22 protein-coding genes and 1 pseudogene are annotated in these 23,530 nt (G+C 73.1%); 11 read left to right on the top strand and 12 right to left on the bottom strand.

The genetic code is table 11. The annotated features are described in order from the left end of the window. Both RYN42_RS12825 and RYN42_RS12820 read left to right on the top strand, forming a co-directional pair. Positions 1-1,421 (top strand): Pls/PosA family non-ribosomal peptide synthetase (locus tag RYN42_RS12825; protein WP_399552482.1); only part of this gene is annotated, 1,421 nt, incomplete at its 5' end. Next, on the top strand, positions 1,418-2,785 hold the full coding sequence (locus RYN42_RS12820) for a M1 family metallopeptidase (RefSeq protein WP_315096689.1): 1,368 nt from the start codon (positions 1,418-1,420) through the stop codon (positions 2,783-2,785). The genes RYN42_RS12825 and RYN42_RS12820, both read left to right, overlap by 4 nt. Here the strand turns inward: RYN42_RS12820 and RYN42_RS12815 are convergent. Both RYN42_RS12815 and RYN42_RS12810 read right to left on the bottom strand, forming a co-directional pair. Further along, positions 2,755-3,519 (bottom strand): 4'-phosphopantetheinyl transferase superfamily protein, encoded by a 765-nt coding sequence (locus tag RYN42_RS12815; protein WP_315096687.1) that lies wholly within the window; start codon positions 3,517-3,519, stop codon positions 2,755-2,757. The two genes, RYN42_RS12820 and RYN42_RS12815, sit on opposite strands and share 31 nt — an antisense overlap. 43 nt (positions 3,520-3,562) lie before the next feature. Then, positions 3,563-3,844 (bottom strand): hypothetical protein, encoded by a 282-nt coding sequence (locus RYN42_RS12810; RefSeq protein WP_315096686.1) that lies wholly within the window; start codon positions 3,842-3,844, stop codon positions 3,563-3,565. Between the two features lie 297 nt (positions 3,845-4,141). Between RYN42_RS12810 and RYN42_RS12805 the strand changes: the two genes are divergently transcribed. Further along, on the top strand, positions 4,142-6,163 hold the full coding sequence (locus tag RYN42_RS12805) for a PhoX family phosphatase (protein WP_315096691.1): 2,022 nt from the start codon (positions 4,142-4,144) through the stop codon (positions 6,161-6,163). Between the two features lie 3 nt (positions 6,164-6,166). Here the strand turns inward: RYN42_RS12805 and RYN42_RS12800 are convergent, their stop codons facing one another. After that, positions 6,167-7,225, bottom strand: coding sequence for a magnesium and cobalt transport protein CorA (locus RYN42_RS12800; protein WP_315096684.1), 1,059 nt, complete (start codon positions 7,223-7,225; stop codon positions 6,167-6,169). Between the two features lie 135 nt (positions 7,226-7,360). On the opposite strand from RYN42_RS12800, the gene RYN42_RS12795 reads away from it, so the two are divergent. Both RYN42_RS12795 and RYN42_RS12790 read left to right on the top strand, forming a co-directional pair. Beyond that, positions 7,361-7,993, top strand: a complete 633-nt coding sequence (locus RYN42_RS12795; protein WP_315096682.1) for a GNAT family N-acetyltransferase — start codon at positions 7,361-7,363, stop codon at positions 7,991-7,993. A gap of 10 nt (positions 7,994-8,003) precedes the next feature. Next, entirely contained in the window at positions 8,004-8,753 is a 750-nt protein-coding gene (locus RYN42_RS12790; protein ID WP_315096680.1) for an SDR family oxidoreductase, read from the top strand. Between the two features lie 19 nt (positions 8,754-8,772). Here RYN42_RS12790 and RYN42_RS12785 read toward each other — a convergent pair whose 3' ends face one another. Both RYN42_RS12785 and RYN42_RS12780 read right to left on the bottom strand, forming a co-directional pair. Beyond that, positions 8,773-10,149: an ice-binding family protein gene (locus tag RYN42_RS12785; RefSeq protein ID WP_315096678.1), complete on the bottom strand. Its 1,377-nt coding sequence runs from the start codon at positions 10,147-10,149 to the stop codon at positions 8,773-8,775. Further along, positions 10,146-10,772, bottom strand: coding sequence for a hypothetical protein (locus tag RYN42_RS12780; protein ID WP_315096676.1), 627 nt, complete (start codon positions 10,770-10,772; stop codon positions 10,146-10,148). The genes RYN42_RS12785 and RYN42_RS12780 overlap by 4 nt, the downstream gene beginning before the upstream one ends. Before the next feature lie 287 nt (positions 10,773-11,059). On the opposite strand from RYN42_RS12780, the gene RYN42_RS12775 reads away from it, so the two are divergent. Beyond that, a complete protein-coding gene (locus RYN42_RS12775) occupies positions 11,060-11,446 on the top strand; it encodes a hypothetical protein (protein ID WP_315096673.1) in 387 nt (128 codons plus the stop codon). A 9-nt stretch (positions 11,447-11,455) separates the two neighbouring features. On the opposite strand, the gene RYN42_RS12770 is transcribed toward RYN42_RS12775, so the two are convergent. Continuing rightward, on the bottom strand, positions 11,456-11,782 hold the full coding sequence (locus RYN42_RS12770; RefSeq protein WP_315096672.1) for a hypothetical protein: 327 nt from the start codon (positions 11,780-11,782) through the stop codon (positions 11,456-11,458). Between the two features lie 171 nt (positions 11,783-11,953). On the opposite strand from RYN42_RS12770, the gene RYN42_RS12765 reads away from it, so the two are divergent. Then, positions 11,954-12,415, top strand: coding sequence for a DUF1579 family protein (locus RYN42_RS12765; RefSeq protein WP_315096670.1), 462 nt, complete (start codon positions 11,954-11,956; stop codon positions 12,413-12,415). Here RYN42_RS12765 and yidD read toward each other — a convergent pair. The 6 genes from yidD to RYN42_RS12735 form a co-directional block, all read right to left on the bottom strand. Continuing rightward, on the bottom strand, positions 12,412-12,690 hold the full coding sequence (yidD, locus tag RYN42_RS12760) for a membrane protein insertion efficiency factor YidD (RefSeq protein ID WP_315096669.1): 279 nt from the start codon (positions 12,688-12,690) through the stop codon (positions 12,412-12,414). The two genes, RYN42_RS12765 and yidD, sit on opposite strands and share 4 nt — an antisense overlap. A gap of 89 nt (positions 12,691-12,779) precedes the next feature. Continuing rightward, complete coding sequence (locus tag RYN42_RS12755; RefSeq protein ID WP_315096668.1) at positions 12,780-13,541, bottom strand: ABC transporter permease; 762 nt, start codon at positions 13,539-13,541, stop codon at positions 12,780-12,782. Continuing rightward, positions 13,538-14,293, bottom strand: a complete 756-nt coding sequence (locus tag RYN42_RS12750; RefSeq protein WP_315096666.1) for an ATP-binding cassette domain-containing protein — start codon at positions 14,291-14,293, stop codon at positions 13,538-13,540. Before RYN42_RS12750 ends, RYN42_RS12755 begins: the two co-directional genes overlap by 4 nt. A 14-nt stretch (positions 14,294-14,307) precedes the next feature. Continuing rightward, a complete protein-coding gene (locus tag RYN42_RS12745; RefSeq protein ID WP_315096665.1) occupies positions 14,308-15,153 on the bottom strand; it encodes a DUF4097 family beta strand repeat-containing protein in 846 nt (281 codons plus the stop codon). A 51-nt stretch (positions 15,154-15,204) separates the two neighbouring features. Next, positions 15,205-15,690, bottom strand: a complete 486-nt coding sequence (locus tag RYN42_RS12740) for a toxin-antitoxin system HicB family antitoxin (RefSeq protein ID WP_315096664.1) — start codon at positions 15,688-15,690, stop codon at positions 15,205-15,207. A gap of 125 nt (positions 15,691-15,815) precedes the next feature. After that, the gene (locus tag RYN42_RS12735) at positions 15,816-18,047 is read right to left on the bottom strand and encodes an esterase-like activity of phytase family protein (protein WP_315096662.1); all 2,232 of its coding nucleotides are present in this window, start codon (positions 18,045-18,047) and stop codon (positions 15,816-15,818) included. Positions 18,048-18,247: 200 nt separating this feature from the next. Between RYN42_RS12735 and RYN42_RS12730 the strand changes: the two genes are divergently transcribed. From RYN42_RS12730 to RYN42_RS12715, 4 genes and pseudogenes are all read left to right on the top strand, one after another. Then, positions 18,248-18,538, top strand: a complete 291-nt coding sequence (locus tag RYN42_RS12730; RefSeq protein WP_315096660.1) for a hypothetical protein — start codon at positions 18,248-18,250, stop codon at positions 18,536-18,538. A 51-nt stretch (positions 18,539-18,589) separates the two neighbouring features. Continuing rightward, positions 18,590-20,248 carry a Na+/H+ antiporter gene (locus tag RYN42_RS12725; protein WP_315096658.1) on the top strand — a complete coding sequence of 553 codons (1,659 nt, stop codon included), beginning with the start codon at positions 18,590-18,592 and terminating at the stop codon, positions 20,246-20,248. Positions 20,249-20,366: 118 nt separating this feature from the next. After that, on the top strand, positions 20,367-23,063 hold the full coding sequence (adhE, locus tag RYN42_RS12720) for a bifunctional acetaldehyde-CoA/alcohol dehydrogenase (RefSeq protein WP_315096655.1): 2,697 nt from the start codon (positions 20,367-20,369) through the stop codon (positions 23,061-23,063). 129 nt (positions 23,064-23,192) lie between these two features. Beyond that, positions 23,193-23,530, top strand: a pseudogene (locus RYN42_RS12715) (hypothetical protein); the annotation flags it as partial.

Genomic DNA, 23,530 nt, shown 5'->3' with positions numbered 1-23,530 from the left:
ACCCGTGGCCCGCCCGCCGACCGGGCGGGTCCCGCGTCTGGACCATCGCGTACGCCGTCGCCGGTGCGGGCGTCGGCACCCTCCCGTCCGTCGCCGCGCTGGCGGCCCTGGCGGTCCTCGGTGCGGCGCTCGCAGGCACACCGTCGCTGGCTGCGGCGGTCGTCCCGGCCCTGGCCGCGTCGCTGGTCGCGGTCCCCGCCGCCTACCTTCTCTACGCGACGCTCGTGGTCGTGGGTGTGCGCACGCTGAGCCGGCCGCTGCAGGAGGGGTACCACCCGGTCCGGTCGGCTACGGGCGTGCGCGCCTGGACCGTCGAGCGGCTCATGGACGCGGCGCGGACGTCGCTGTTCCCGCTGTACTCGTCCAGCGTCACGCCGGTCTGGTTGCGCCTGCTCGGCGCGCAGGTCGGCCGGGACACCGAGATCTCCACCGTGGTGGGTCTGCCGTCGATGATGCAGATCCGGGACGGGGCCTTCCTGGCGGACGACACGATGGTCGCGGCCTACGAGCTCGGCGGCGGCTGGCTGCGGCTCGCCTCCGCCAAGGTGGGCCGCCGGGCGTTCCTGGGCAACTCGGGGATGACCGCGCCCGGTCGGACCGTCCCGAAGAACGGCCTGGTCGCGGTCCTGTCGGCGACGCCGAGCCGCACCCGGTCCGGCTCCAGCTACCTCGGCAGCCCGCCGGTGCTGCTGGCGCGGTCTGCCGCGGTCGACGACGGCGACCGCACGTACAGCCCGACTCCCGCCCTGAGGCGTGCACGGGCGGCGGTGGAGGCGCTGCGCGTGGTCCCGGTGCTCGTCCTCGGCCTGCTCTGGGTCACCGCCGCACTGACCCTGCAGTGGCTCGTCGCCTCCGGCGGCTGGCTGCTCGCGGCGAGCGTCGGCGGCATCGTGCTGGCGGTCACCGGGGTGGTCGGAGCCGCGGTCACCGTGCTGGCGAAGTGGGCGCTCGTCGGGCGGTTCCGTGCGGGCGAGCACCCGCTCTGGAGCTCGTTCGTGTGGCGCAGCGAGCTGGCCGACACCTTCACCGAGGTGGTCGCCGCCCCGCTGTTCGCGGATGCGGCGGCCGGTAGTGTCGCGCTGGTGTGGTGGCTACGGGGCATGGGCGCGACCCTCGGCCGAGGGGTGTGGTGCCAGACCTACTGGCTGCCGGAGGCGGACCTGGTCACGGTCGGGGACGGGGCGACCGTCGGCCCCGGCTGCGTCGTGCAGACCCACCTGTTCCACGACCGCGTGATGAGCCTGGACACGGTCACCCTCCGCGCGGGCGCGACCCTGGGCCCGCACGGGGTGATCCTGCCGGCGGCGGCACTCGACGCGGGGGCCACCGTCGGCCCGGCGTCCCTCGTCCTGCGGGGGGAGCGCGTCCCCGCCGGCTCCCGGTGGGTGGGCAACCCGATCGCCCCGTGGCGCGCCGCATGAGACCTGCCGCGACACGGGCCGGGTCCGACCCGTACGCCCTGGGGCACGGCAGCACGTCGATCCGGGTCGAGCACTACGACCTGGACCTGGACTACCGGGTCCGGACCAACCGGCTCGCCGGCACGGCCCGGCTGCGCGTGCGCACGGTCGTCGCCCTGCGGGAGGTCGAGCTCGACCTCGGCGAGCTGACCGTGGCCGAGGTCGCCGTCACCGGGGCCACGCTCGGGCGGTACCGGCACCGCGCCGGGCGGCTGGTGGTCCGGCTCACCGACGTCGTCCCGGCGGGGTCCGTGCTCGAGGTGCTGGTCCGGTACGGAGGTACTCCCCGGCCCGTGCCGAGCGTGTGGGGTCCCGTCGGCTGGGAGGAGCTGGAGGACGGCGTCCTCGTCGCCAGCCAGCCGACCGGCGCGTCGTCGTGGTTCCCGTGCAACGACCGGCCGGGCGACCGTGCCACCTACCGCACCGCGGTCACCGTGGAGAACCCGTACGTCGTCCTCGCGCACGGCACCCGGACGAGCACCCGCACGCGCGCCGGCTCGACGACGTGGGTGTTCGACGAGACGCACCCCACGCCCACCTACCTCGCCACGGTGCAGATCGGCCGCTACGTCGACGTCACGCTGGCCACCACGCCGGTCCCCCAGCGCGTCCTCGCCCCCGCCGCCCTCGCGCCGGCCGCCCGCGCACGGCTGTCACGGCACGCCGAGATGATGCACCTGTTCACGGACCTGTTCGGCCCGTACCCGTTCGACGAGTACTGCGTCGTGGTCACCGCCGACGTCCTCGAGATCCCCGTCGAGGCGCAGGGCATGGCCGTGTTCGGGTCCAACCACCTGCGCCCCGGCGGTGACACCGACCGGCTCGTCCCGCACGAGCTGGCCCACCAGTGGTTCGGCAACTCCGTGTCGGTGGCGTCCTGGCAGCACCTGTGGCTGAACGAGGGCTTCGCCTGCTACGCCGAGTGGCTCTGGTCGGAGGCGTCCGGGGGCGCGACTGCGGACGCGCTCGCAGCCCGGCACCGCACCGCGCTGTCCCGACTGCCCCAGGACCTGGTCCTGTCCGACCCCGGCCTGGAGCACGTCTTCGACGACCGCGTGTACAAGCGGGGCGCGCTGACCCTGCACGCGCTGCGGCGCACGATCGGCGACGCCGCGTACCGCTCGCTCGTGCGAACGTGGACCGCTCGGCACGCCGGTACCGCAGTGACGACGGACGACTTCCGGACGCTCGCCGCCACGCAGGCCGCGGACGTCGGCGGGCCTGAGCTCGCGAGCGCCGTCGGTGCGCTGCTGACCGCCTGGCTGGACGACCCGGTGCTGCCCGCGCTGCCCGGTCACCAGCGCAGCGCGACGTCCCCGCGGTAGCGCCGGACCACCAGGCGCCCGCCCGGCGCGGCACGGTGCCGGTCGCGGTCGGGTGCCCCGACCAGCTCCGGCGCGACGACCGCGACCGCCCCGACGTTGCCCTGGCCCGCCCGTAGGCCCGCGACGGCCACGGCGACGGAGTCGCGCACGACCGCGTCGACGCCGTGGATGCCGGTCGGTGGCCGCTCGAGGTCGATCGAGGACGGAGCGAGCACGAGCCCGGTGCGCAGCGCCTTGAGCGCCGCCTCCTTGCGCACCCACGCGCGGGCGAGGTCGCCGCGGCTGGAGTAGCGGGGACGGCGGCGGCCGTGGTCCCTCTCGCGGTCGGACAGCAGCACGTCCGCCAGCGGTGCCGCGGCCACCGCGGACAGCGACTCCACGTCGATCCCGACCGGCCCGGCCGTGCTCAACGCGACACCCACGACGGGGCCGGACCGCGTGATGCTCACGTGCAGCCCGTCCAGCCGGTCCGGCAGGACGGACACCGGCCCGTGCGCCCCGCCGCAGTGCCGGCACCGCGCGCTCAGGACGACGTCGGCGGGCTCGCAGGCGAGGCGCGCGGCCAGGACGGTCCGCAGCAGCACCCGGCCCACGACGAACCGGTGAGACGCGTGGTCGGGCAGGCCGGCCGCGCGCTCCCGTTCCGGCTCGTCGAGACTGCCCCGCTGCCGGACCGTGACGTGGGCGTCCGGGGCCGCCAGCCACACGTCCACGGTCACCGAGCCGCTCGCCACCCGCCGATCCTCCCGCACCGTCGCGGGCGTGCCGGGGTCGGCGTCAGGCAGAGCGCACCTCTCGACCGGGGACCCGCGTCGGCCCGAGCAGCCGCAGCACGGACGTGCCGTACTCGTCGTGGTGCTCGATGCTGATCGAGAGGACGCGGCCGAGCTGCCGGCGCCGGGCCCAGTCCATGACGTCGTCGACGTCCTCCGCGTCGAGCAGCCGGCAGCGTTCCGGCTCGCTCCCGCTTGTCCAGAACTCCACGACGTAGACGGGTTCGGTGACGACGGTGGACGAGTAGCCGGACGAGTAGGGCCCTCGACCGTGGTCGACGCGCATGTCGTGCTCCTTCGGGACGGCGTCCGGCCATCGTGCGCCCCGCGGGTGAACTCCGGGCGCACGGGCCGTGACGCCCAGGCGACGACCGGTGGTCGGACGGTGCGCCCGGCAGTCGTTCCCGTGACGTTCACCCGGTGGCCATCCGGCGTCCGTTCTGCCGCATCCGTCCGACCGGCACCGTGGTCCCCGACCAGCATGCACGGCGACGGAGGGTTCCCCGCGATGACCACCACCGATGACCGTCAGGGCGACCGCGACGTCGTCGGCCCCGGCATCCCCCGCCGCCTCCTGCTGCCGATGGCCGGGCACACCGCAGGCAAGCGCTCGCCGGTGACCTGCCACCTCAAGTGCGCCGACGCGTGCTTCCACGCGGTGCCGAACACCAGCGAGAACGAGTACTTCCGGGACATCGCGAGCGCGAGCATGACGCGCAGGTCCGTGCTGTGGGGAGCAGTCGCCGCGGGCGGTGCGCTGGTCGTCGGCGCCGCCGTCGGGGACGCCCAGCCCGCCGCCGCGTGGGGCGGGCGGCGGCCGCGGCTGGCGTTCACCCCGATCGCCCCGGTGGCCGCGTCCGTCGACGCGCTGGTGGTGCCCGAGGGCTACCAGTGGTCGCCGATCATCCGCTGGGGCGACCCCCTCTTCTCCAAGCGCGACGTGTTCGACCCGAACGCGCAGACCGCACAGCTGCAGGAGCGGCAGTTCGGCTACAACAACGACTACCTGGACATCATCGAGGGGCCGCTGGGCTACAGCGCGGTCCTCGTCGCCAACCAGGAGTACACGAACGAGAGCATCATGTTCCCCCCGGCGACGACGCCCGAGCAGCTCGACGAGCAGCGGCGCATCGCGATCGCCGCGCACGGCATGGCGATCGTCCAGCTGTACCGGACGCGCAAGCGCGGGCCGTGGAAGTACATCGTGGGCGCACCGCTCAACCGCCGGATCACCGGCAGCACCCCGTTCACGTTCAGCGGTCCGGCCGCGGGGTCGGCGCTGCTGCGCACGGCGGAGGACCCGACGGGGACGACCGTGCGGGGCACGCTGGGCAACTGCGCGGGCGGGACGACCCCCTGGGGCACGGTGCTGTCCGGCGAGGAGAACTTCAACGGCTACTTCCGCACGGCGGGCACGAGCGCCGCCGACCTGCGCTACGGGCTGGCTGACCGGGCGACCGCGCGGGGCTGGGAGGCGGTGGACCCCCGGTTCGACGCGCGCACCCCGGGCTATGAGAACGAGCCGAACCGGTTCGGGTACATCGTCGAGGTGGACCCCCTGGACCCGTACAGCCCGCCCGTCAAGCACACGGCGCTCGGCCGGTTCAAGCACGAGGGCGCCAACGTCGTCATCGGGCGCACCGGACGCGCGGTGGCGTACATGGGCGACGACGAGCGGTTCGACTACCTGTACAAGTTCGTCTCCACCGACAGCTACAAGCCCGGTGCGAGCCAGCGCAGCCGGCGGCACAACAAGACCCTGCTGACCGCCGGCAGCCTGTACGTCGCGCGGTTCGCCGGCGACTCGCCGGCCGCGGAGATCACCGGCACCGGCGCGCTGCCCTCGGACGGGGCGTTCGACGGCACCGGGGAGTGGATCCCGCTGGTCGTCGACGGCGTCAGCCACGTGCCCGGGTTCAGCACGGAGGAGGTCCTGGTCAACACGCGGCTGGCGGCCGACGTCGCCGGTGCCACGAAGATGGACCGCTGCGAGGACGTCGAGCCGCACCCGACGTCGGGCCGCGTCTACGTGGTGTGCACCAACAACACCGACCGCGGGAAGGTCGGCAAGGAGGGTGCGGTCGAGCCGAACCCGCGGACCAACAACCGCGACGGCCACGTCATCGAGATCACCGAGGCGGGGAACGACGCCGCTGCGACGAGCTTCGGCTGGAGCATCCTCATGCTCTGCGGCGACCCCGCCACGAACACCTCGACCTACTTCGCCGGGTTCCCGGCCGACCAGGTCTCCCCCATCTCCTGCCCCGACAACGTCACCTTCGACTCCGCCGGGAACATGTGGCTCGCCACCGACGGGGCGCCGGGCGTCATCGGGTACTGCGACGGCCTGTTCAAGGTGCCGCTCGAGGGGCCGGAGCGCGGCCGCGTCCAGCAGTTCCTGTCCGTGCCGGCCGAGGCCGAGACGTGCGGCCCGGTGGTGCGCGACGCCGACGACATGGTCTACGTCGCGGTGCAGCACCCCGGCGAGAACGGGACCTGGGCCGCGCAGCACTCGTTCTTCCCCGACTACGTGGCCCCGGGCTCCGTGGCAGGTGGCACGTGGGGCGGTCCGCGGCCCAGCGTCGTGCAGGTCTGGAAGTCCTGACCGTCAGAGCCAGCGGCGGTGCTTGAACACCGCGTACAGGCCGAGACCCATCGCGACCATGGCGGCGATGGCGAGCGGGTATCCCGCACGCCAGTCGAGCTCCGGCATGTACGTGAAGTTCATGCCGTAGATCGTCCCGACGAGCGTGGGTGCGAACAGGATCGCCGCCCACGACGAGATCTTCTTGACCTCCTCGTTCTGGGCGAGGCCGGTCTCGGAGAGTCGTCGGGTCTCCTCGTTCTGGGCCAGGCCGGCCTCGGAGAGCCGGCGCATCTCGTCGTTCTGCGCCTGGGTGACCAGGGTCGAGTGGACGGTCAGCGCGTTCTCCAGCAGCACCCGGAACGTGTCCGCGCGCTCGCAGGTGCGCAGGACGTGGTCCAGGACGTCCCGCAGCGCGCGCTGCAGCTCCAGGTCGACGTGGTACTTGTCGGCGCCGCGCTCCAGGGCGTCGAGCATCTCCCGCAGGGGACCGGTGGCGCGCTGGAAGGCGATCACCTCGCGCAGCAGCTCGTAGATCCGGCGCGAGACCTCCCGGTCTCCCGCGAAGAGCTCGTCCTCGATCTCGTCGATGTCGTTCTCGAGCCCGGCGATGACCGGCGCGTACCCGTCGACGACCTGGTCGAACACGGCGTAGAGCACCGCCTCGGGACCCATGGCGAGCAGCGCAGGGTTGCTCTCCAGCCGGCGCCGGACCGCGCCGAGGTCGGGGTTCTCCGCGTGCCGGATGGTGACGACGAAGTCCGGCCCGATGAACAGGTGGACCTCGCCGAACTCGACCTCCTCCTCGGCGTCGAGGTACCGCGCGGGCCGCAGGACGACGAAGAGGGTGTCCCCGTAACGCTCCAGCTTGGCCCGCTGGTGTCCCTTGAGCGCGTCCTCGACGGCGAGCGGGTGGAGCGTGAACTCCTGCGCGACGGACTGGATCTCGTCCTTGTCGGGCCGGTAGAGCCCGATCCACGCCATGCCGTTGCGCTCGCGCAGCAGCTCGTAGGTCTCCTCGAGCGTCTGCGGGTCACCGGTGCGGTGCCCGTCGACGTAGATGCCGTTGTCCACGAGCGTCACCGTGCGCCTCCTCGCTCGACGGCCCGTGCCGGTCGACCGCGTGCACCGTACCCGTTCCCCCAGCGCCCCGACACGTGGGGGTGACGGCGCCGGACCGGGCACGCCACGATGGAGCCGGACCGGAGAGGAGTCGCGGTGGTGGCGCACGACGCGGGCGGGACGGTGGACGTGCGGCGCGCTGCCCCGGCGGACCTGGCCGCGGCACGCTCCGTGCTGGCGCGTGCGCTCGCGCCGGACCCGCTGATGGACTGGATCTTCGGGTCCCACCCGCACCGCGACGCGGCGGTGGCGGCGTTCCTGTGGGCCCCTATCGAGGCCTACGTCCTGGCAGGTACGACGTGGCTCGCGACGGACGGCGGGCGCGCCGTCGGGGCGGCCGCGTGGTCCGTGCCTGGCACCGAGCCGGCTGCGGCCGACGGCGGGCCCGCGCTGCCGGGCCGCTCGATGGTGGACCTGCTGCTGCCCACCGGGCACGTCGCGGAGATCCGGTCAGGCTTCGAGGCGATGCACGGCCAGCTCCCGGACGAACCGCACGCCCTCCTGCACCTCCTCGGGGTCGACGCCGACCGGCGCGGGGCCGGTGTCGGCGGCGCGTTGGTCGACGCCTCGCTCGCGGGGCTCCCCCCGGACCTGCCCGCCCACGTCAACACCACCGTCGACGCCAACGTGCGCTTCTACGAGGCGCACGGGTTCGTCCACGTCAGCGCGGTCCGGCTCGGAGCGCGGGGCCCCGCCATGCACGCGCTGCGCCGGCCGCCGGAGAGGTGAGGAGCACAGGGTGCGCGCGACGGTGGTCACGGGTGGTGGCCGCGGCATCGGCCGGGCGGTGGTGGAGCGCCTGCTCGCCGACGGCGAGGCGGTCGTCGTGGTCGAGCTGGATCCTGGTTCGGTGTCGTGGCTGCCGGGCCGGGCGCGCGTCGCGGCGGTCGTGGGGAGCGCCGCGGACACCGGGGTGGCCGAGGCGGCGGCCGACGCGGCCGAGGCCCTCGGCACCCTGCACGGGTGGGTCAACAACGCGGCGGTCTTCCGCGACCCGGAGCCCTCCGCGGCCCCGGACGAGCTGCTGGGGCTGGTCATGGCGAACCTCGCCCCGGCGCTCGTCGGGACCACCGTCGCGGCCCGCCGGTTCCGCGGACCCGGCGCGGTGGTCAACGTGTCGTCGCACCAGGCCCAGCGCCCGGTGCGCGGCTCGCTCCCCTACGCCACCGCCAAGGCGGCGATCGAGGGGCTGACGCGCGCGGCCGCCGTCGAGCACGGGCCCCGGGAGGTGCGCGTGAACGCGGTGGCGCTGGGCTCGATCTCGACCGCGAGGTACGCGGACCTGCTCCGGTCACGGGGCCCCGAGCGGGCGCGTCGCACCGAGGACGAGATGCGTCGGCTCCATCCGCTGGGTCGCGTCGGGCGCGCGGACGAGGTCGCCGCGGCGGTGGCCTACCTCCTGTCCGACGCCGCGTCGTTCGTCACCGGCGCGGTGCTGGCCGTCGACGGTGGACGGGCCGCGCTCGGCCTCGACCCGGAGGGGACCTGACCGGTCCCCGGACCTCAGGTCAGGGCTGCGTGACCGCCGCCGCCGTGAGCGTCACGGCACCGTTGAGCGAGATCGCCCGCCCCGTGAGCCTCGAGCCCCGCTGGAGAGCGATGTCCCCCGAGGCCAGCAGCACGCCCCGGACGGAGGCGGCCTCGCCGACGACGGCCGTCGACGTGCTCACGAAGAACACCCGGTCCGCCGAGGCGCCGTTGACGAGGGCGACCGACGCGTTCGCGGCGAACGTCAGCGAGCTGCCCTGCAGCACGAAGATGGCGCTGGAGTCACCCCGGGCATCGAGCGTGAGCGTGCCCTGGACGTCGACCGCCCCCGCGCGCCGGTGCACCCCGGAGCGCAAGGTCCCCGTGACCGTGGCCGGCGCAGTCGCCGTGGCGGTCCGGGTGCGGGCCGCGTCGTACAGCGCGACGGCGTCGGTGCGGGCGTTGCGCGCACCGACCGTGTTCCTGTCGGTGCTCCCGGTGATGTCCCAGGGCCAGAACCCTGTCACGGTCGTGCCGGGTGTCACCGCGACGCTCCCCGTGATGTCGCTGCCGATGCCGAGGGCCGCGACGTTGGCCACCCTGGTGGACGCGAGGACGGCGTACGTCGAGGCACGCCCGAGCGCGAGCGTGGGCCACGTGCCTACCGAGAACGTGTTGCCGGTCATCGCCGTCCGGGCGGAGAACGCCGCGTGCGCCGGCTCGCTCGGCACGAGCGTCGCGCCACCGACGACCGCGACGACGGCCAGGAGCGCGGTGCGCCGGGTCGGACCCTGGTCGGCTCCGAGCGGAGCCTCGACCGGCTCGCGCCGCGGCCACGACCACGCGACCAGCCACGCGGCCGCCACCGTGAGAGCGAGCCACGCGAGGATCTTGCCCAGCTCTCCGGCCGCCAGCCACAGGCTCGGCAGGCCGACCCACCTCACGAGCACGCGACCCTGGCCGGTGATCATGTCCCGCGTGAGGACCGAGCTGTCCGGGTCGGCGTTGGCGTCGCCCTGGGTGATCCACTCGCCCCGGTTCTCCCCCGCCGCCACGATCCGGTGCAGGACCAGGCGATCCTGCCCGTCGGGAGCCGTCGCGCGGAACTGCACGACCGCTCCCAGCGGCACCGGTGAGCTGTCCGGCAGATCGGTGGTCAGGACCACGCTGCCCGGCGAGATGTCCGGTCGCATGGACCCGGTCTGCACCACGGAGCCGCCCCAGCCGAGCCCCAGAGGCACCGCGGCGATCGCCGTGAGCGCGACGAGGATCACCAGATAGCACTGCGCGACCGTGCCGAGGAACCACGCAGCCCAGCCGTCCTGTGCGAGGACGGCCGGGCGCGTGCGGGCGTGGTTGCTCGGCCGGGCGGTGCCGGGCGTCGGGAGCGCGTCTGTGCGTGCCCCCCGCGGCGTCACGGGGCCGTGGGCTCCGTGCTCTGCAGCTCCCAGACGAGGTCGACGGACACCTGCGCACCCTGCAGGGCATCGATCTGCGCCTGGGTCAGCCCGGTGGTGTCGAACGTCCACGTGCCGCGGTACGTGCGCGACTCACCGACCGTGCCGGTGGTCGACCACACGCCCCCGCCGGTCGCGTAGTCGCGGTTGACCTGCGACAGCGTGGTGAGCGACTGCGCGGGCAGCGCGCCCGGCGCCGGCGTGAAGCCGGTGCAGTCGTCGAACGAGCCGCCCGTGCCCTGCTCCACCGCGAACATGATCCGGTCGGCCAGCCCCTGGCCCGACGAGTTCAGGTTCTGCACGTAGGAGCGGACCTGGCCGGGGACCGTCGAGCCGGAGGTCACGACGAGGCACTTCTGGCCGGTCTGGCCGGGGATCAGGCCGGTGACGGTGAACCCGGCACGGCCCTGGTCGTCGTCGGTGAGCAGGACCTGGCCGGTGCTCCACGAGTTGCCCGCGTTGCGGGTGGTCGCGGTGAAGGCGGCCGTCGAGCTCTGCCAGACGAGCGCGCCCGCCGCGATGATGGCGACGGGTGCGGCGGCCAGGGCGGTGATGCGACGGAAGGAACGAGACGGTGCTGCCATGCGAGTGATGCCCCCTGAGTCAGTCGACCCGCGGCAGGCGCCCCGGTTCGTGATCTCAACGGTAAGCGGTTGCCCCGGCCACGTCACAGCCCCCAGATTCGCCACTGACGAGCCCGCGACGACGAGAGTGCAGGTCAGTAGCAGGTACCTCGGCGCCCTGTGCCGAACGTCACATCCGGGCCCCGTGACAAACCCACCCAGACCGCCCGGGGTTCCCCGGTTGCGACGGGACCGGGAGGGCAGTCCAATGCCTAGCAGGGGGGACCCGCCTGCGAGGAGGAAGCACCATGGACCAGCAGACCGTATGGATCATCGTGGCCGTCGTCGTCGTCGTCCTCGTGATCCTGGCCGTCGCGCTCAGCCGGCGCCGGGGGACGCGACGGGTCGACGCCGAACGTGCCCGTGCCCAGGAGATCCGCGACAAGGCGGCCGCCGACCAGGTCGAGGTCCAGCGCCGCGAGGCGGAGGCCGCACGGCTGGACGCCCAGGCGCGCCTCGCCAAGGCCGAGGCCGACGCCCGCGCCGCCGACGCCGCGGAGCTGCAGAACCAGGCCCGTGCCCGCAGCGCGGAGGCCACCGGCGCCCGGTCCGACCTCGACGAGCGGCTCAGCACCGCGGACCGCATCGACCCGGACGTGACCGCCGAGAGGCCGCGCACCGACCCGCGCGGTTGACCCGGAGTCCTACAGCAGGTCGCGCCCCTCGGCCGCGCGCCGGCGTCCGCGGACCACGAGCGCGACGACGACCGCCGCCGTCACGAGCAGCACCGCGACGATGAAGACCACCGTGCCGGTGGACACCGCGCGGCCGGTCATCTCCTCCGGGGTGTCCTGGTGCGGACCGCCGACCCCGTCGTCGTAGTCGGTCGCCTGGTCGGGCGAGGGGACCTGTGTGCCCGGGGCGGTGGTGGAGCCGGACCCGCCGGTCGGCGTGGTCGCGGCAGCCCCCGCTGCGGGGGCCAGCACGAGGGCGCCCAGGAGCAGGAGGACGGCGAGGAGTCGGTGCGGCATGGGGACCTCCCGGCGGCGGGGTGCCCGGTCGTCCTGGCCGCAGGAGCGTGTGTCGTCGGCCCCGCCGGCTCCAGGACCCTGCGGCGGCTCGGTCCGGGACAGCCGCGCAGCGACCACGCTATGCACGACGCCGGCATCGCGCGCGCCCAGCTGCGCTCGGTACCGTCGAGCATGAGCATCGTCGACCACCTCGCGCCGCTGCAGGGCAGCTGGCGCGGGACTAACCTCCTGCGCCTGATGCCCGACGACGAGTACCAGTCCTCGGCGGCGACCGCGTCGGTCGGCGTGACCGCGGTCCGCTTCGGGTCGATCGCGTACACCTGGTCCGACGGGGGCTCACCGCAGGACGGTCTGCTCCTGCTGGCCGGGGACGCCACCGCGGACGGGGCGTCGGCGGTGTGGGTCGACTCCTTCCACACCGGCCCGTCGTGGATGACCTTCTCCGGCGGCGTCGTCGACGGTGTCCTGCGGCTGGTGGGCTCCTACCCGGCACCGCCCGGACCCGACTGGGGCTGGGAGATCCACGTGCGGCCGCAGGACGCGGTCCTCACCATGCACAACGTGGTGCCCGGTCACGAGCCGTACCAGGTGGTCGAGCTGGCCCTGCAGCCCGACGGGGAGAACGACGGCTAGAACCGGAACGGGATGGGGATCGGGCCGCAGCAGCACACGCCCCGCACGTCCGTCGTGGCCAGCAGCTGCGCCGCCTGGTAGCAGGCGACGAACCGCAGGGCGGTCGGGACGGCGCCGCGCACGAGCCCGGACCGCGTGAGGATCTCCCGCACGGCGGCCGAGCAGGACGGGCCGCCGTGCGCGACGCGGTGGGCGCACCCCCAGCCCTTGTGCGGCGAGACGCGCTCCTGGTACGCACCGATCAGGACGTCGGCCAGTCGTCTGCCAGGAGTCATGAGCGTCTCCGTCCTCGCGCGGGCGCCCGGGTCGGCGCCGTGCCGGAACCGGCAGCGTAGGTCGACCCGGGCGCCCGCGCGCGGCGAGGTCAGCTGATCCTGCGCCGGTAGGCGGCCATGGCCCACACGTAGGCGAGGACCAGGATGCCGACGCACCAGGCCAGGGCCACCCAGATGTCGCTGCCCACCGGCTGCTGGGCGAACAGGTCCTGGATCGTGTTGACGATGGACGTCACGGGCTGGTTCTCCGCGAACGCCCGCACGGGCCCGGGCATCGTCTCGGTGGGGACGAAGGCCGAGCTGATGAACGGCAGGAAGATCAGCGGGTAGGAGAACCCGGCGGCGCCGTCCACCGACTTGGCCGTGAGCGCAGCGATGATCGCGACCCAGGTCAGGGCCAGCGTGAACAGGGTGAGGATCGCGGCGACCGCGAGCCACGCGCCGACCCCGGCCGACGTGCGGAACCCCATGACCAGGCCCACCAGCACGATGATCACCACCGTGACGGCGTTGGAGACCAGCGAGGTCAGCACGTGCGCCCACAGCACCGACGACCGCGCCACCGGCATCGAGTGGAAGCGCTCGAAGATCCCGCTCTGCAGGTCGGTGAACAGCCGGACGGCGGTGTAGGCGATCCCCGAGGCGATCGCGATCAGCAGGATGCCGGGCAGCAGGTAGTTCACGTAGTTCTCGGCACCGGTCTCGATGGCGCCGCCGAACACGTAGACGAACAGCAGCAGGAGGGCGATCGGCGTGATCGCGGTGGTGATGATCGTGTCGACGCTGCGACTGATGTGCTGCAGGGAGCGTCCGGTCAGGACGGTCGTGTCTGCGAGGACGTGCGTGCTCATGACCTGCCTCCGTTGCCGACGAGAGCCAGGAAGATGTCCTCCAGGCTCGGCTGCTTCTCGACGTACTCGACCGTGGCGGGCGGCAGGAGCGCCTTGAGCTCCGCCAGCGTGCCGTTCGCGATGATGCGGCCCTGGTGCAGGATCGCGATCCGGTCCGCCAGCTGCTCGGCCTCGTCGAGGTACTGCGTGGTGAGCAGGACCGTGGTCCCCTGCGTCGCCAGCTCCCGGATGACCTGCCACACCTCGAGGCGGGCCTCGGGGTCGAGCCCCGTGGTCGGCTCGTCGAGGAACACGACCTGCGGGTTGCCGATCAGGCTCATGGCGATGTCGAGCCGGCGACGCATCCCGCCGGAGTAGGCGGCCACGCGTCGCGACGCCGCCTCCGTGAGGTCGAAGCGGGCGAGCAGGTCGTCCGCGATCCGGCCGGGGTCGTCCAGGTGCCGCAGCCGGGCCACCAGCACCAGGTTCTCCCGGCCGGTGAGGATCTCGTCGACCGCGGCGAACTGACCGGTCAGGCTGATGGACTCCCGCACCGACAGGGGGTCGGTGGTGACGTCGAACCCCTGGACGGTCGCCGTGCCGGCGTCCGGCCGCAGGAGGGTGGACAGGATCCGCACGATGGTGGTCTTGCCCGCCCCGTTCGAGCCGAGCAGGGCGAAGATGCTGCCCGGCGCCACGTCGAAGTCGACGCCACGCAGCACGTGGAGCTCCTTGAAGGACTTCTGCAGGTTGCGTACCTGGATCGCAGTCATGGTCTGGTTCCCTCTCATCGGGCGCGCTGGACGGTGATGTCGCCGGAACGGGTGCGGGCCCGGACGACGACGGTCTGCTCGGACTCGCCGGGAGCGCGGTCACCGTCGAGGTGGTTGCGCACGTGCCCGTCCTTGGAGGACAGGTCGAGCCAGGCGGGTACCCCGGGACGGACGCCGACCGTGACCTGGCCGTAGCCGCTCTCCAGCTGGACCGAGCCGCTGGAGACCTCCCCCACCTGAATCGCGCCGTAGGCGGTCTTGGCCGTGATGGAGCCGAGCGCGCGGCCGATGTCGAGGTCGCCGTAGGAGAGCTTGGCCTCGAGGTCCCCGCCGGACTCCTCGACCTGGACGGTGCCGTGGGACGCCTTGAGGACCGAGTCGCCGGTGACCGTGCCGAGCCGGATCCGACCGTGGTCGGCGGTGATCTCGACGCCCCCGTCGGCGGTCTCCGCGGTGACGCTCCCGTGGCCGGCGCGCACCCAGAGGTCTCCGGTGCCGTCCACCTCCACGCCGCCGGTGGCGTTCTTGATCCGGGTGGCGCCGAGGCGTCCGACGGTCCGGACGCCGCCCACCGAGATCTCGACGGTCAGCCGGGAGCCGGTCGGCACTTCGACCGTGACGTCGACCGACTCGGTGGGGCCGATCCAGCTGAGGCGCGGTCGCGGGCCCATCACGGTGAGCCGCCGGCCGTCGAGGTCGACCGTGGTCTCCTCCGCGCCCCTGCGGTCGACCGCGCGGTTCGGGTTGGTCGGCGTCACCGACACGACCGTGTCGGCGCGGTCGGTGGCGAGCACCTGGATGGCGCCGACCGGCAGGTTGATGGCCAGGTCGATGGGGGCGGGGGTGGGGAATGTGGGCATGCTGACGCCTGCCTTCCTCTGGGTGGGTGTCGGGTGGAGGTGCGGGAGGGGCTAGCGCGCCCAGCCCGCGAAGCTGTCGCCGGAGCGCAGGGTGCGCTGGGCGGACCGTCGTTGCTTGGGTTGCAGGGAGGCCGCGACCGCGCGGACCAGCCAGGTGTTGACGGACAGCCCGTCGGCGGCCGCCGCCTCGTCGACCCGGGCCTTGAGGGCGTCCGGGAGGCGCAGGGTGGTGCGTGAGGTGCTCGCGTCGTCCAGGTCGACGGGTGCGGGTGCGTCGTCGCTGTCCTGGTCGGTGCTCGGCTGGGCGACGACGAACTCGATCTCCCGACCGCGCAGCCGCAGGTCGACCGAACCGGGCGCCAGGTCCCGGGTGATCTCCCCCGCCGCGGCCGACAGGGCGTCGAGCAGCACGAGCCGCGCCGCGGCATCCAGGCCGGCGACGAGCCGCTCGGCGACCGCGCGGGTCTCCTCGCTGCCGTTCTCCGCCGCAGTGACCAGCTGCCGCTGCAGCTCGTTGACGTACTGCCCGAGTTCCATGTGCACCACTGTGACACCACGATGGTGTCACGTCAACACCGCGTGGTGTCAGCGCTGGTGCTGAGCGCAGACGCAGCGTCGCCGGCCCGCACCCGTGGGTGCGGACCGGCGACGACTCGCTCCGGTCAGCCGACCGTCGCCGCCGCGATGTCGGGGTTGTCGCTGAACAGCCCGTCCATGCCCGCCTTCAGGAAGACCCGGATCTCGCCGGCCAGGTCTCCGACGCCGGCCGGGTCGGCGCTGCTGCGGAACTCGGCCGGCAGGAACTGGTTCTCCCGCCGGAACGTCCAGCCGTGGACCTCCAGGCCCACGCGGTGGGCGTCCCGGATCACCGTCGTCGGCGTCCCCAGCGTGGCGTCGGGGTTGCGCGGGATCATCACGTCCTTGCACAGGCCGACGCCGTCGGCGTACCGGGCGATCTCCTTGAGCCCGGCAGGCGTCACCAGGTCCCGGTAGGTGCGGGGGTCCCCGGCCGCGACGAGGTCGTACGGAGCACCCGAGCAGTCGACCAGCTGGGCCAGGTCGACCTTGGTCTGGCGGTCCAGCTCGCGCAGGTTGGTCGTCTCGAAGCTCTGGATGATGACCGGCGCGTGCCGACTGTCCAGACCGTCGCCCCGCAGGGCCGCGAGCAGCGGCTCCTCGAGCGAGAGGCCGATCGAGTCGAAGTACGTCGGGTGCTTGGTCTCGGGGTAGACCCCGACCTGCTGCCCGTCGCAGGTGAGCGAGTGCCGCGCCAGGTCGAGCACCTCGTCGAGGGTCGGGACCTGGTACCGGCCGTCGAACGCGGTGTTGGCCGGGCGCACGGCGGGGAGCCGCTCCTTGGCCCGCAGCGTCTTGAGCTCGGCGAGCGTGAAGTCCTCCGTGAACCAGCCGGTGACGGCCCGGCCGTCGATGGTCTTGGTCGTCTGGCGCGACGCGAACTCGGCGCGCGCGGCGACGTCGGTCGTCCCGCTGATCTCGTTCTCGTGCCGGGCGACGAGCACGCCGTCCTTCGTCGGGACGAGGTCGGGCTCGATGTAGTCGGCGCACTGCAGGATCGCCGTCTCGTAGGACGCGAGCGTGTGCTCGGGCCGGTACCCGCTGGCGCCACGGTGGCCGACGACCGTGATGTCCCCGGCCCGCGGCGCCCGCACCCGGCGCAGGTCCACCAGCGCCAGCTCGGTGTCGTCCGGGGTGCCCGCGATCCGCGCCGCGTTGCCGGGGTAGTTGTTGTCGTTGGCGATCAGCAGCCGGCCGTCGCGCAGCTGGACCACGGTCTCGAACGACTGCACGGGCAGGGAGAAGGGGTCGTCGGTGCCGTAGCCGTCGCCCGCGCCCAGCCGGTCGGGGTTGGCGATCTTCAGCGCGTCCAGGACCAGCGTCTTGGTGACGTAGCCGTCGGCGTCGGTCCGGTCCAGGTCGACCCGGTACACACGCTTGATCACCGACGCGGGACCCTGGAAGTCGTCGCGCTCGATCACGAGCAGCTCGCGCTTGCCGGTGAGGAACGCGTCGCCGATGACGTTCGCGTCCTGGTGCGTCTGGTACGCCCACGTCCGGCCCGTGTACGCCCCGGCGGCGGTGTCGAACTCGTAGATGGTCCGGCGGCGCTGCTGGGCGTCGTCGACGAACGCGCCCTCCGTGATCGGGTAGAGGAACCGCCCGTCGCGCGAGCCCGCCATCGCCTCGAAGCCTCGGCTCGCCCGGACGTTCGGCGTCTCGCCGGGCTGCAGGTACGGGTTCTGCGGGGACTTGCCGCCGACGAAGGGCACGGGTGCGGACAAGAGCTTCCCGGTCGCGTCGACGTGGAGCAGGAACGGCCCGAACTCCTCGCCGATCCAGAAGGTCCCGTCCGGCACGCGGACGACGGACTCGACGTCGAGGTCGGCCCCCGTGAGCAGGCGGTCGGCGGTCGCGTCGTGGACGATCGGGAAGCCGATCCGGCGGTCGGGGTCGCGCAGCGACAGGTACTCCCCGACGCCGAGGGCGCCGGTCCCCCCGCGGGCGGTCTGCCAGTCGGGCGTGACCCGGTAGAGCCGCAACAGGAAGTCGGCGGAGTTCGCCTTCGTGCCGAACCCGTTGTCCGGCAGCGCCCAGAAGCTGCCGTCGCCGGCGTCGACCATGCCGGAGAAGCCGGGGATCACCTGCCCGGCGAAGGGGCCCTGGCGGCCGTTCGCCGGGGTGGCCAGCGCGCCGGAGGGCGGCCCGGGCGCGAGGAAGTCGGCGGACAGAGTGGCGCGGCCGACCAGGGTGGGCACGACGGCGGCGTGCGTGCCGCGGTCGGGTCCGCCGCGGTCACCGGCGCTGGCCGGCGTCGGGGCGAGGAGGGCGACCGTGACGGCCCCCACGAGGACGGAGAGTGCTGCGCTGCGTCTCATGACCACCAGCAAACCGCGCGAATGCGACGAGCGCGCGTCGCCCGGCGAAGGCCCTGGTGGCCGTCGTGTGAACGCCCGGGCCCGGGGTGCCCCCCTCGCCTCCAAGGCCACTCCTGCGCCCCTCGCTAGGGGCCTTCCCCGAGGCGACCGGCCTCTCTCGCGCCCCACGGTGGGGTCCCGGAGATCGAGGAGGGGTTGGGGTGGGTCTGCACGTCGAGGTCGTCGGCTTCCTGGCGTCCCTGCTCTCGCTCGTCCTGTGGTGGCCGCAGGCGGCGCGGGTGTGGCGGTACCGGCACGACGGCAGCCGGCTCGGCGGCGTCTCGCTCCCCACCCAGGTCCTGCTGCTGGCCAACGCGGCGCTCTGGGCCGTGTACGCGTTGCTCACCGGGTCGTTCTGGGTCGGGGCACCTGGCCTGGTCAACGCGCCGCTTGCCGTGGCGACCATCGCCGTGCTGCTCCGGTCGCGCGAGCGGGAGCGGGCGCCCTTGTAGGTTGGCCAGGACCGGCAGCCGTGGCGACGGGAGGGGCAGACCGTGCACCACGTGGAGGTCTTCCTGCTGGTGGCGGGCGCGGTCGCGGTCACCGCGCTGTGCCGGCGGCGCGGGTGGCCGGCGCCCCTGGTGCTCGTCGCCGTGGCTCTGGTCGTGTCGGTGGTGCCGGGTGTGCCCCGCTACGAGCTGGAACCGGAGCTCCTGCTCGAGTTCGTGCTGCCGCCCCTGCTCTACTCCGCGGCCCTGTCCAGCTCCTACCGCGACTTCCGGTCGTCCCTGAGCTCCATCACGCGCCTCGGCGTGGGGCTGGTCGTGGTCACCGCCCTGGTCGTCGCCCTCGTGTTCTGGTGGCTCGAGCCGGGCGTCCCGTTCCTGGCCGCGCTCGTGCTCGGCGCGGTGGTCGCACCGCCGGACGCGGTCGCGGCGGCGGCCGTCGGCAGGCGGCTGGGGCTCCCCCGCCGGGTGATGACGCTGCTGTCGGGCGAGAGCCTCATCAACGACGCCACCTCCCTCACGCTCTACAAGGTCGCGCTCGCGGGCCTCGCCACCGGCGCCTGGGCGTTCGCCGACGGGCTCGCCACGTTCGCGCTGGCCGTCGGCGCCGGGGTCGCCGTGGGGCTCGTCCTGGGCTGGGTGGTGCACCGCGTGCGGCTGCGGCTCGACGACCCGGTGGTCGCCTCGGCGATCGGGCTGCTCACGCCGTTCGCCGCGTACTGGTCGGCCGAGGCGCTGGCCGGGTCGGGAGTCCTCGCCGTCGTCGCCGCCGGCCTGTACCTCGGCCACACCTCGCCGCGGGCCGGCTACGCGACCCGGCTCTACCAGGAGCCCATCTGGTCCACCGTCGACCTGGTGCTCGAGGCCTTCACGTTCGCGCTGATCGGCATGCAGCTGCCCTGGGTGGTCCGCGACGTGGTCGCCTCCGACCAGGGGCTCGGTCACGGGATCGCGGTGTCGCTCGCCGTCCTGGTCGTCGCCGTCCTGGTGCGGCCCGCCTACGTCTTCCTCACCGCCCGGTTCGACCACGTGCGCCTGCGGGGCAGCCACCGGCCGGCCCGCGACTCGCTGTCCGCTCGCGAGTCGGCCGTGGTGTCGTGGGCCGGGATGCGCGGCGTCGTCACCCTCGCCGCGGCCGCTGCCATCCCGGCCACCACCGCGGGCGCGCCGTTCCCGGACCGTGCCACCCTGCAGCTCGCCGCCTACACCGTCGCCATCGGCACCCTGCTCGTCCAGGGGCTGACCCTGCCCTGGGTCATCACGCGGCTCGGGATCGGGTCCGCGGACGAGTCCGCCCGCGACGCCGCCCAGGAGGCCGCAGTCCGGGTGGCCACCGCCGACGCCGTGCAGGAGGTGCTCGAACGGCAGCGCGCCGACTGGAGCCGCACTCTGGGCGCGGAGCGTGCGGACGAGGTCATCGACCGGCTCTCCACGCTCTGGCGCGCCCGCGCCACGGCCGCCGCGGAGATGCTGGACCCGGACCTCTCCGCGGAGCCGACGGCCGGGACGGACGGCCGGCTGCTCGCGCCGACCCCCGAGCAGGGCCTGCGGACGCAGCGCCTGCGCCGCGATATCGTCGCCGCGCAGCGCGAGGTCCTGATGGAGCGCCGCGACTCCGGCACGCTCGACGAGATGGTCATGCGGCGCATGATGCGCGAGCTCGACCTGGAGGACGAGAGCCTCTCGTCGTCGTGGATCGAGCGGGTCCGGCGCTGACGGGACGTTCGGCCCACAGAAAGTCCCCGCTCCTTCCGTACCGTCGAGTTGTCGGGTCGCCCGGGGGTCAACATCCCGCGAACCGCCACCTATCGGACTCGACAGGGAGAGCAGCACAGTGCCCGTCACGGAAAACGCCAGCACGCAGCCGGACCCCGCGATCGACCAGCTGGTGGCTCAGGCCACCAAGGCTCTGGCCGAGTACGCGCGCTTCACGCAGGAGGACGTCGACCACCTGGTGAAGAAGGCCTCGGTCGCCGCCCTCGACAAGCACGGAGAGCTCGCCGTCCTCGCGGTGAAGGAGACCAACCGCGGAGTGTTCGAGGACAAGGCCGTGAAGAACATCTTCGCGTGCGAGCACGTCACCAACTCGATGTCCACGCTCAAGTCGGTCGGCGTCATCAGCCACGACGAGATCACGGGCATCACCGAGATCGCCGAGCCCGTCGGGGTCATCTGCGGCGTCACCCCGGTGACCAACCCCACCTCGACGACCATCTTCAAGTCGCTCATCGCGCTCAAGACGCGCAACCCGATCGTGTTCGCCTTCCACCCCAGCGCGCAGGCCTCGTCCGTCGCCGCCGCTCGCGTGGTCCGCGATGCCGCAGTAGCCGCGGGTGCGCCCGAGCACTGCATCCAGTGGGTGGAGACCCCGTCGATCACGGCGACGAACACCCTCATGAACCACCCCGGCGTCGCGCTCATCCTCGCGACGGGCGGCAATGCGATGGTCCGCGCGGCCTACTCGTGCGGCAAGCCAGCGCTCGGCGTCGGGGCGGGCAACGTTCCCGCATATATCGAGAAGTCCGCGAAGCTGAAGCGGGCAGTCAACGACGTCGTCCTCTCGAAGGCGTTCGACAACGGCATGGTCTGCGCCTCGGAGCAGGCCGTCATCCTGGACGACGTCATCTACGACGCCGCCATGGCCGAGTTCGCCATCCTGCACGCCTACCGCGCCAACAAGAAGGAGAAGGCTCTGCTCGAGTCCTTCATCTTCGGCGTCAAGGCGCAGAGCAAGAACTGCGGCGAGGCCAAGCTGAACGCGTCCGTCGTCGGGCAGTCGCCCCAGTGGATCGCGGCCCAGGCCGGGTTCACCGTCCCCGAGGACACGTCGATCATCCTGGTCGAGGTCAGCGGCGTCGGTCCCGACGAGCCCCTGACGCGCGAGAAGCTCGCCCCCGTGCTGGCGGTCCTGCGCGCCGAGTCCACCGAGCACGGCATCCAGCTGGCCGAGCAGATGGTCGAGTTCGACGGCCTGGGTCACTCGGCGGCCATCCACACGCAGGACGACGCGTTGACCGAGGAGTACGGCAGCCGCGTCAAGGCGGTCCGGATCATCGCCAACGCGCCGTCGTCGCTGGGCGGCATCGGCGACATCTACAACGCGTTCATCCCGTCCCTGACCCTGGGCTGCGGCTCGTACGGCCACAACTCGGTGTCCAACAACGTCTCGGCGGTCAACCTGGTGAACATCAAGCGGATCGGCCGACGGAACAACAACCTGCAGTGGTTCAAGGTTCCGGCCAAGACCTACTTCGAGCCGAACGCCATCCGCTACCTCTCCGACATGCCGGACGTCGCGCGCGTCACCATCGTCACCGACGCGACCATGACCACCCTCGGCTTCGTCGACAAGATCATCGACGTCCTGAACCGCCGGTCCTCCAAGGTCGCGCTGCAGATCATCGACCAGGTCGAGCCCGAGCCGTCCGTGAAGACCGTCCAGGCGGGCGCCGCGCAGATGCGCCACTTCCGCCCCGACACGATCATCGCGCTCGGTGGTGGCTCGCCCATGGACGCCGCCAAGGTCATGTGGCTGCTGTACGAGCACCCCGAGATCCAGTTCTCGGACCTCAAGCAGAAGTTCTTCGACGTCCGCAAGCGCGCGTTCAAGTTCCCCGTGCTGGGCGAGCTGGCGCAGCTGGTGTGCATCCCGACGACGTCGGGCACCGGCGCCGAGGTGACCCCGTTCGCGGTCATCACCGACCAGGAGACCGGCAAGAAGTACCCGCTGGCCGACTACGCGCTGACCCCGTCGGTGGCCATCATCGACCCGGTCCTCACCGCGAAGATGCCCCCGTCGCTCGCGGCGGACTCCGGCTTCGACGCCCTCACGCACGCCACCGAGGCGTACGTCAGCGTCTACGCCAACGACTTCACCGACGGCATGGCCATGCAGGCCGTCCGCCTCATCTTCGAGAACCTCGCGATGTCGGTGAACGGCGACCCGACCGACCCGGCCACCCGGGACGCCCGCGAGTCCATGCACAACGCCGGCACCATCGCCGGGATGGCCTTCGGGAACTCGTTCCTGGGCATCGTGCACGCCATGGCCCACGTGGTCGGCTCGACGTACCACCTGGTGCACGGCCGCACGAACGCGACCCTGCTGCCGCACGTCATCCGCTACAACGGCACGGTCCCGACCAAGCTCACCAGCTGGCCCAAGTACGAGCACTACGTGGCACCCGAGCGGTTCCAGCAGCTCGCCGCGATGCTCGGGCTCCCGGCGTCGACCCCCGCCGAGGGCGTCGAGTCCTACGCGCTGGCCGTCGAGTCGCTGCGCGCCAAGGTCGGCATCCCGTCGTCCTTCCAGGCGCAGGGTGTGGCCGAGCAGGAGTTCCTGGCCCGGCTCGACGAGGTCGCGATGGGTGCCTACGAGGACCAGTGCGCCCCCGCCAACCCCCGCATGCCGATGATCGAGGACATGAAGGACCTCATGACCGCGGCCTACTACGGCACGTCGCTCACCGACGTCCGTGCCCGCCGCGCCACGCAGGAGACCGACGAGCTGGAACCCCTCCCCGCCGTCTGACTCCCCCAACCGACGCCCCGCCCGCTCCCCCGAGCCGGCGGGGCGTCGGCCTGTCCCCGGTGGGCGTGTCAGGCCGCCGACGGGCAGACTGTGGGACCGGCCCCGCCCCCACGAGCACCGGAGGACTGCATGAGCATCCCGAACCGACCCCGCCTCGCCCGAGCCGGAGCGCCCGTCGTCGCCGCACTCCTCGCCCTCGGCCTGGCCGCGTGCTCCGACGCGGACATCGACGGCGCCGCCCAGCAGGCCAAGGACGCCGCGAGCGAAGCCCGCAGCGCGATCGACGACCTCAAGGCCCAGGTCGACGACGCCAAGGCGGAGGCCGACGCCGCGCAGCAGCGGATCGCCGACGTGCGCGCGGAGCTCGGGTCGCTGGACGACGCGGCCAAGGCCCAGGCCGACACCGCGGTGGCCGACGCGGAGACCGCGGTCGCGGGGGCGCAGACCGCGCTGGAGCAGGCGCAGGC

Origin of the sequence: uncultured Cellulomonas sp. (assembly GCF_963527515.1) — a bacterium.
Classification (GTDB): domain Bacteria; phylum Actinomycetota; class Actinomycetes; order Actinomycetales; family Cellulomonadaceae; genus Cellulomonas.
This window is presented reverse-complemented; position numbering and strand designations above follow the sequence as displayed.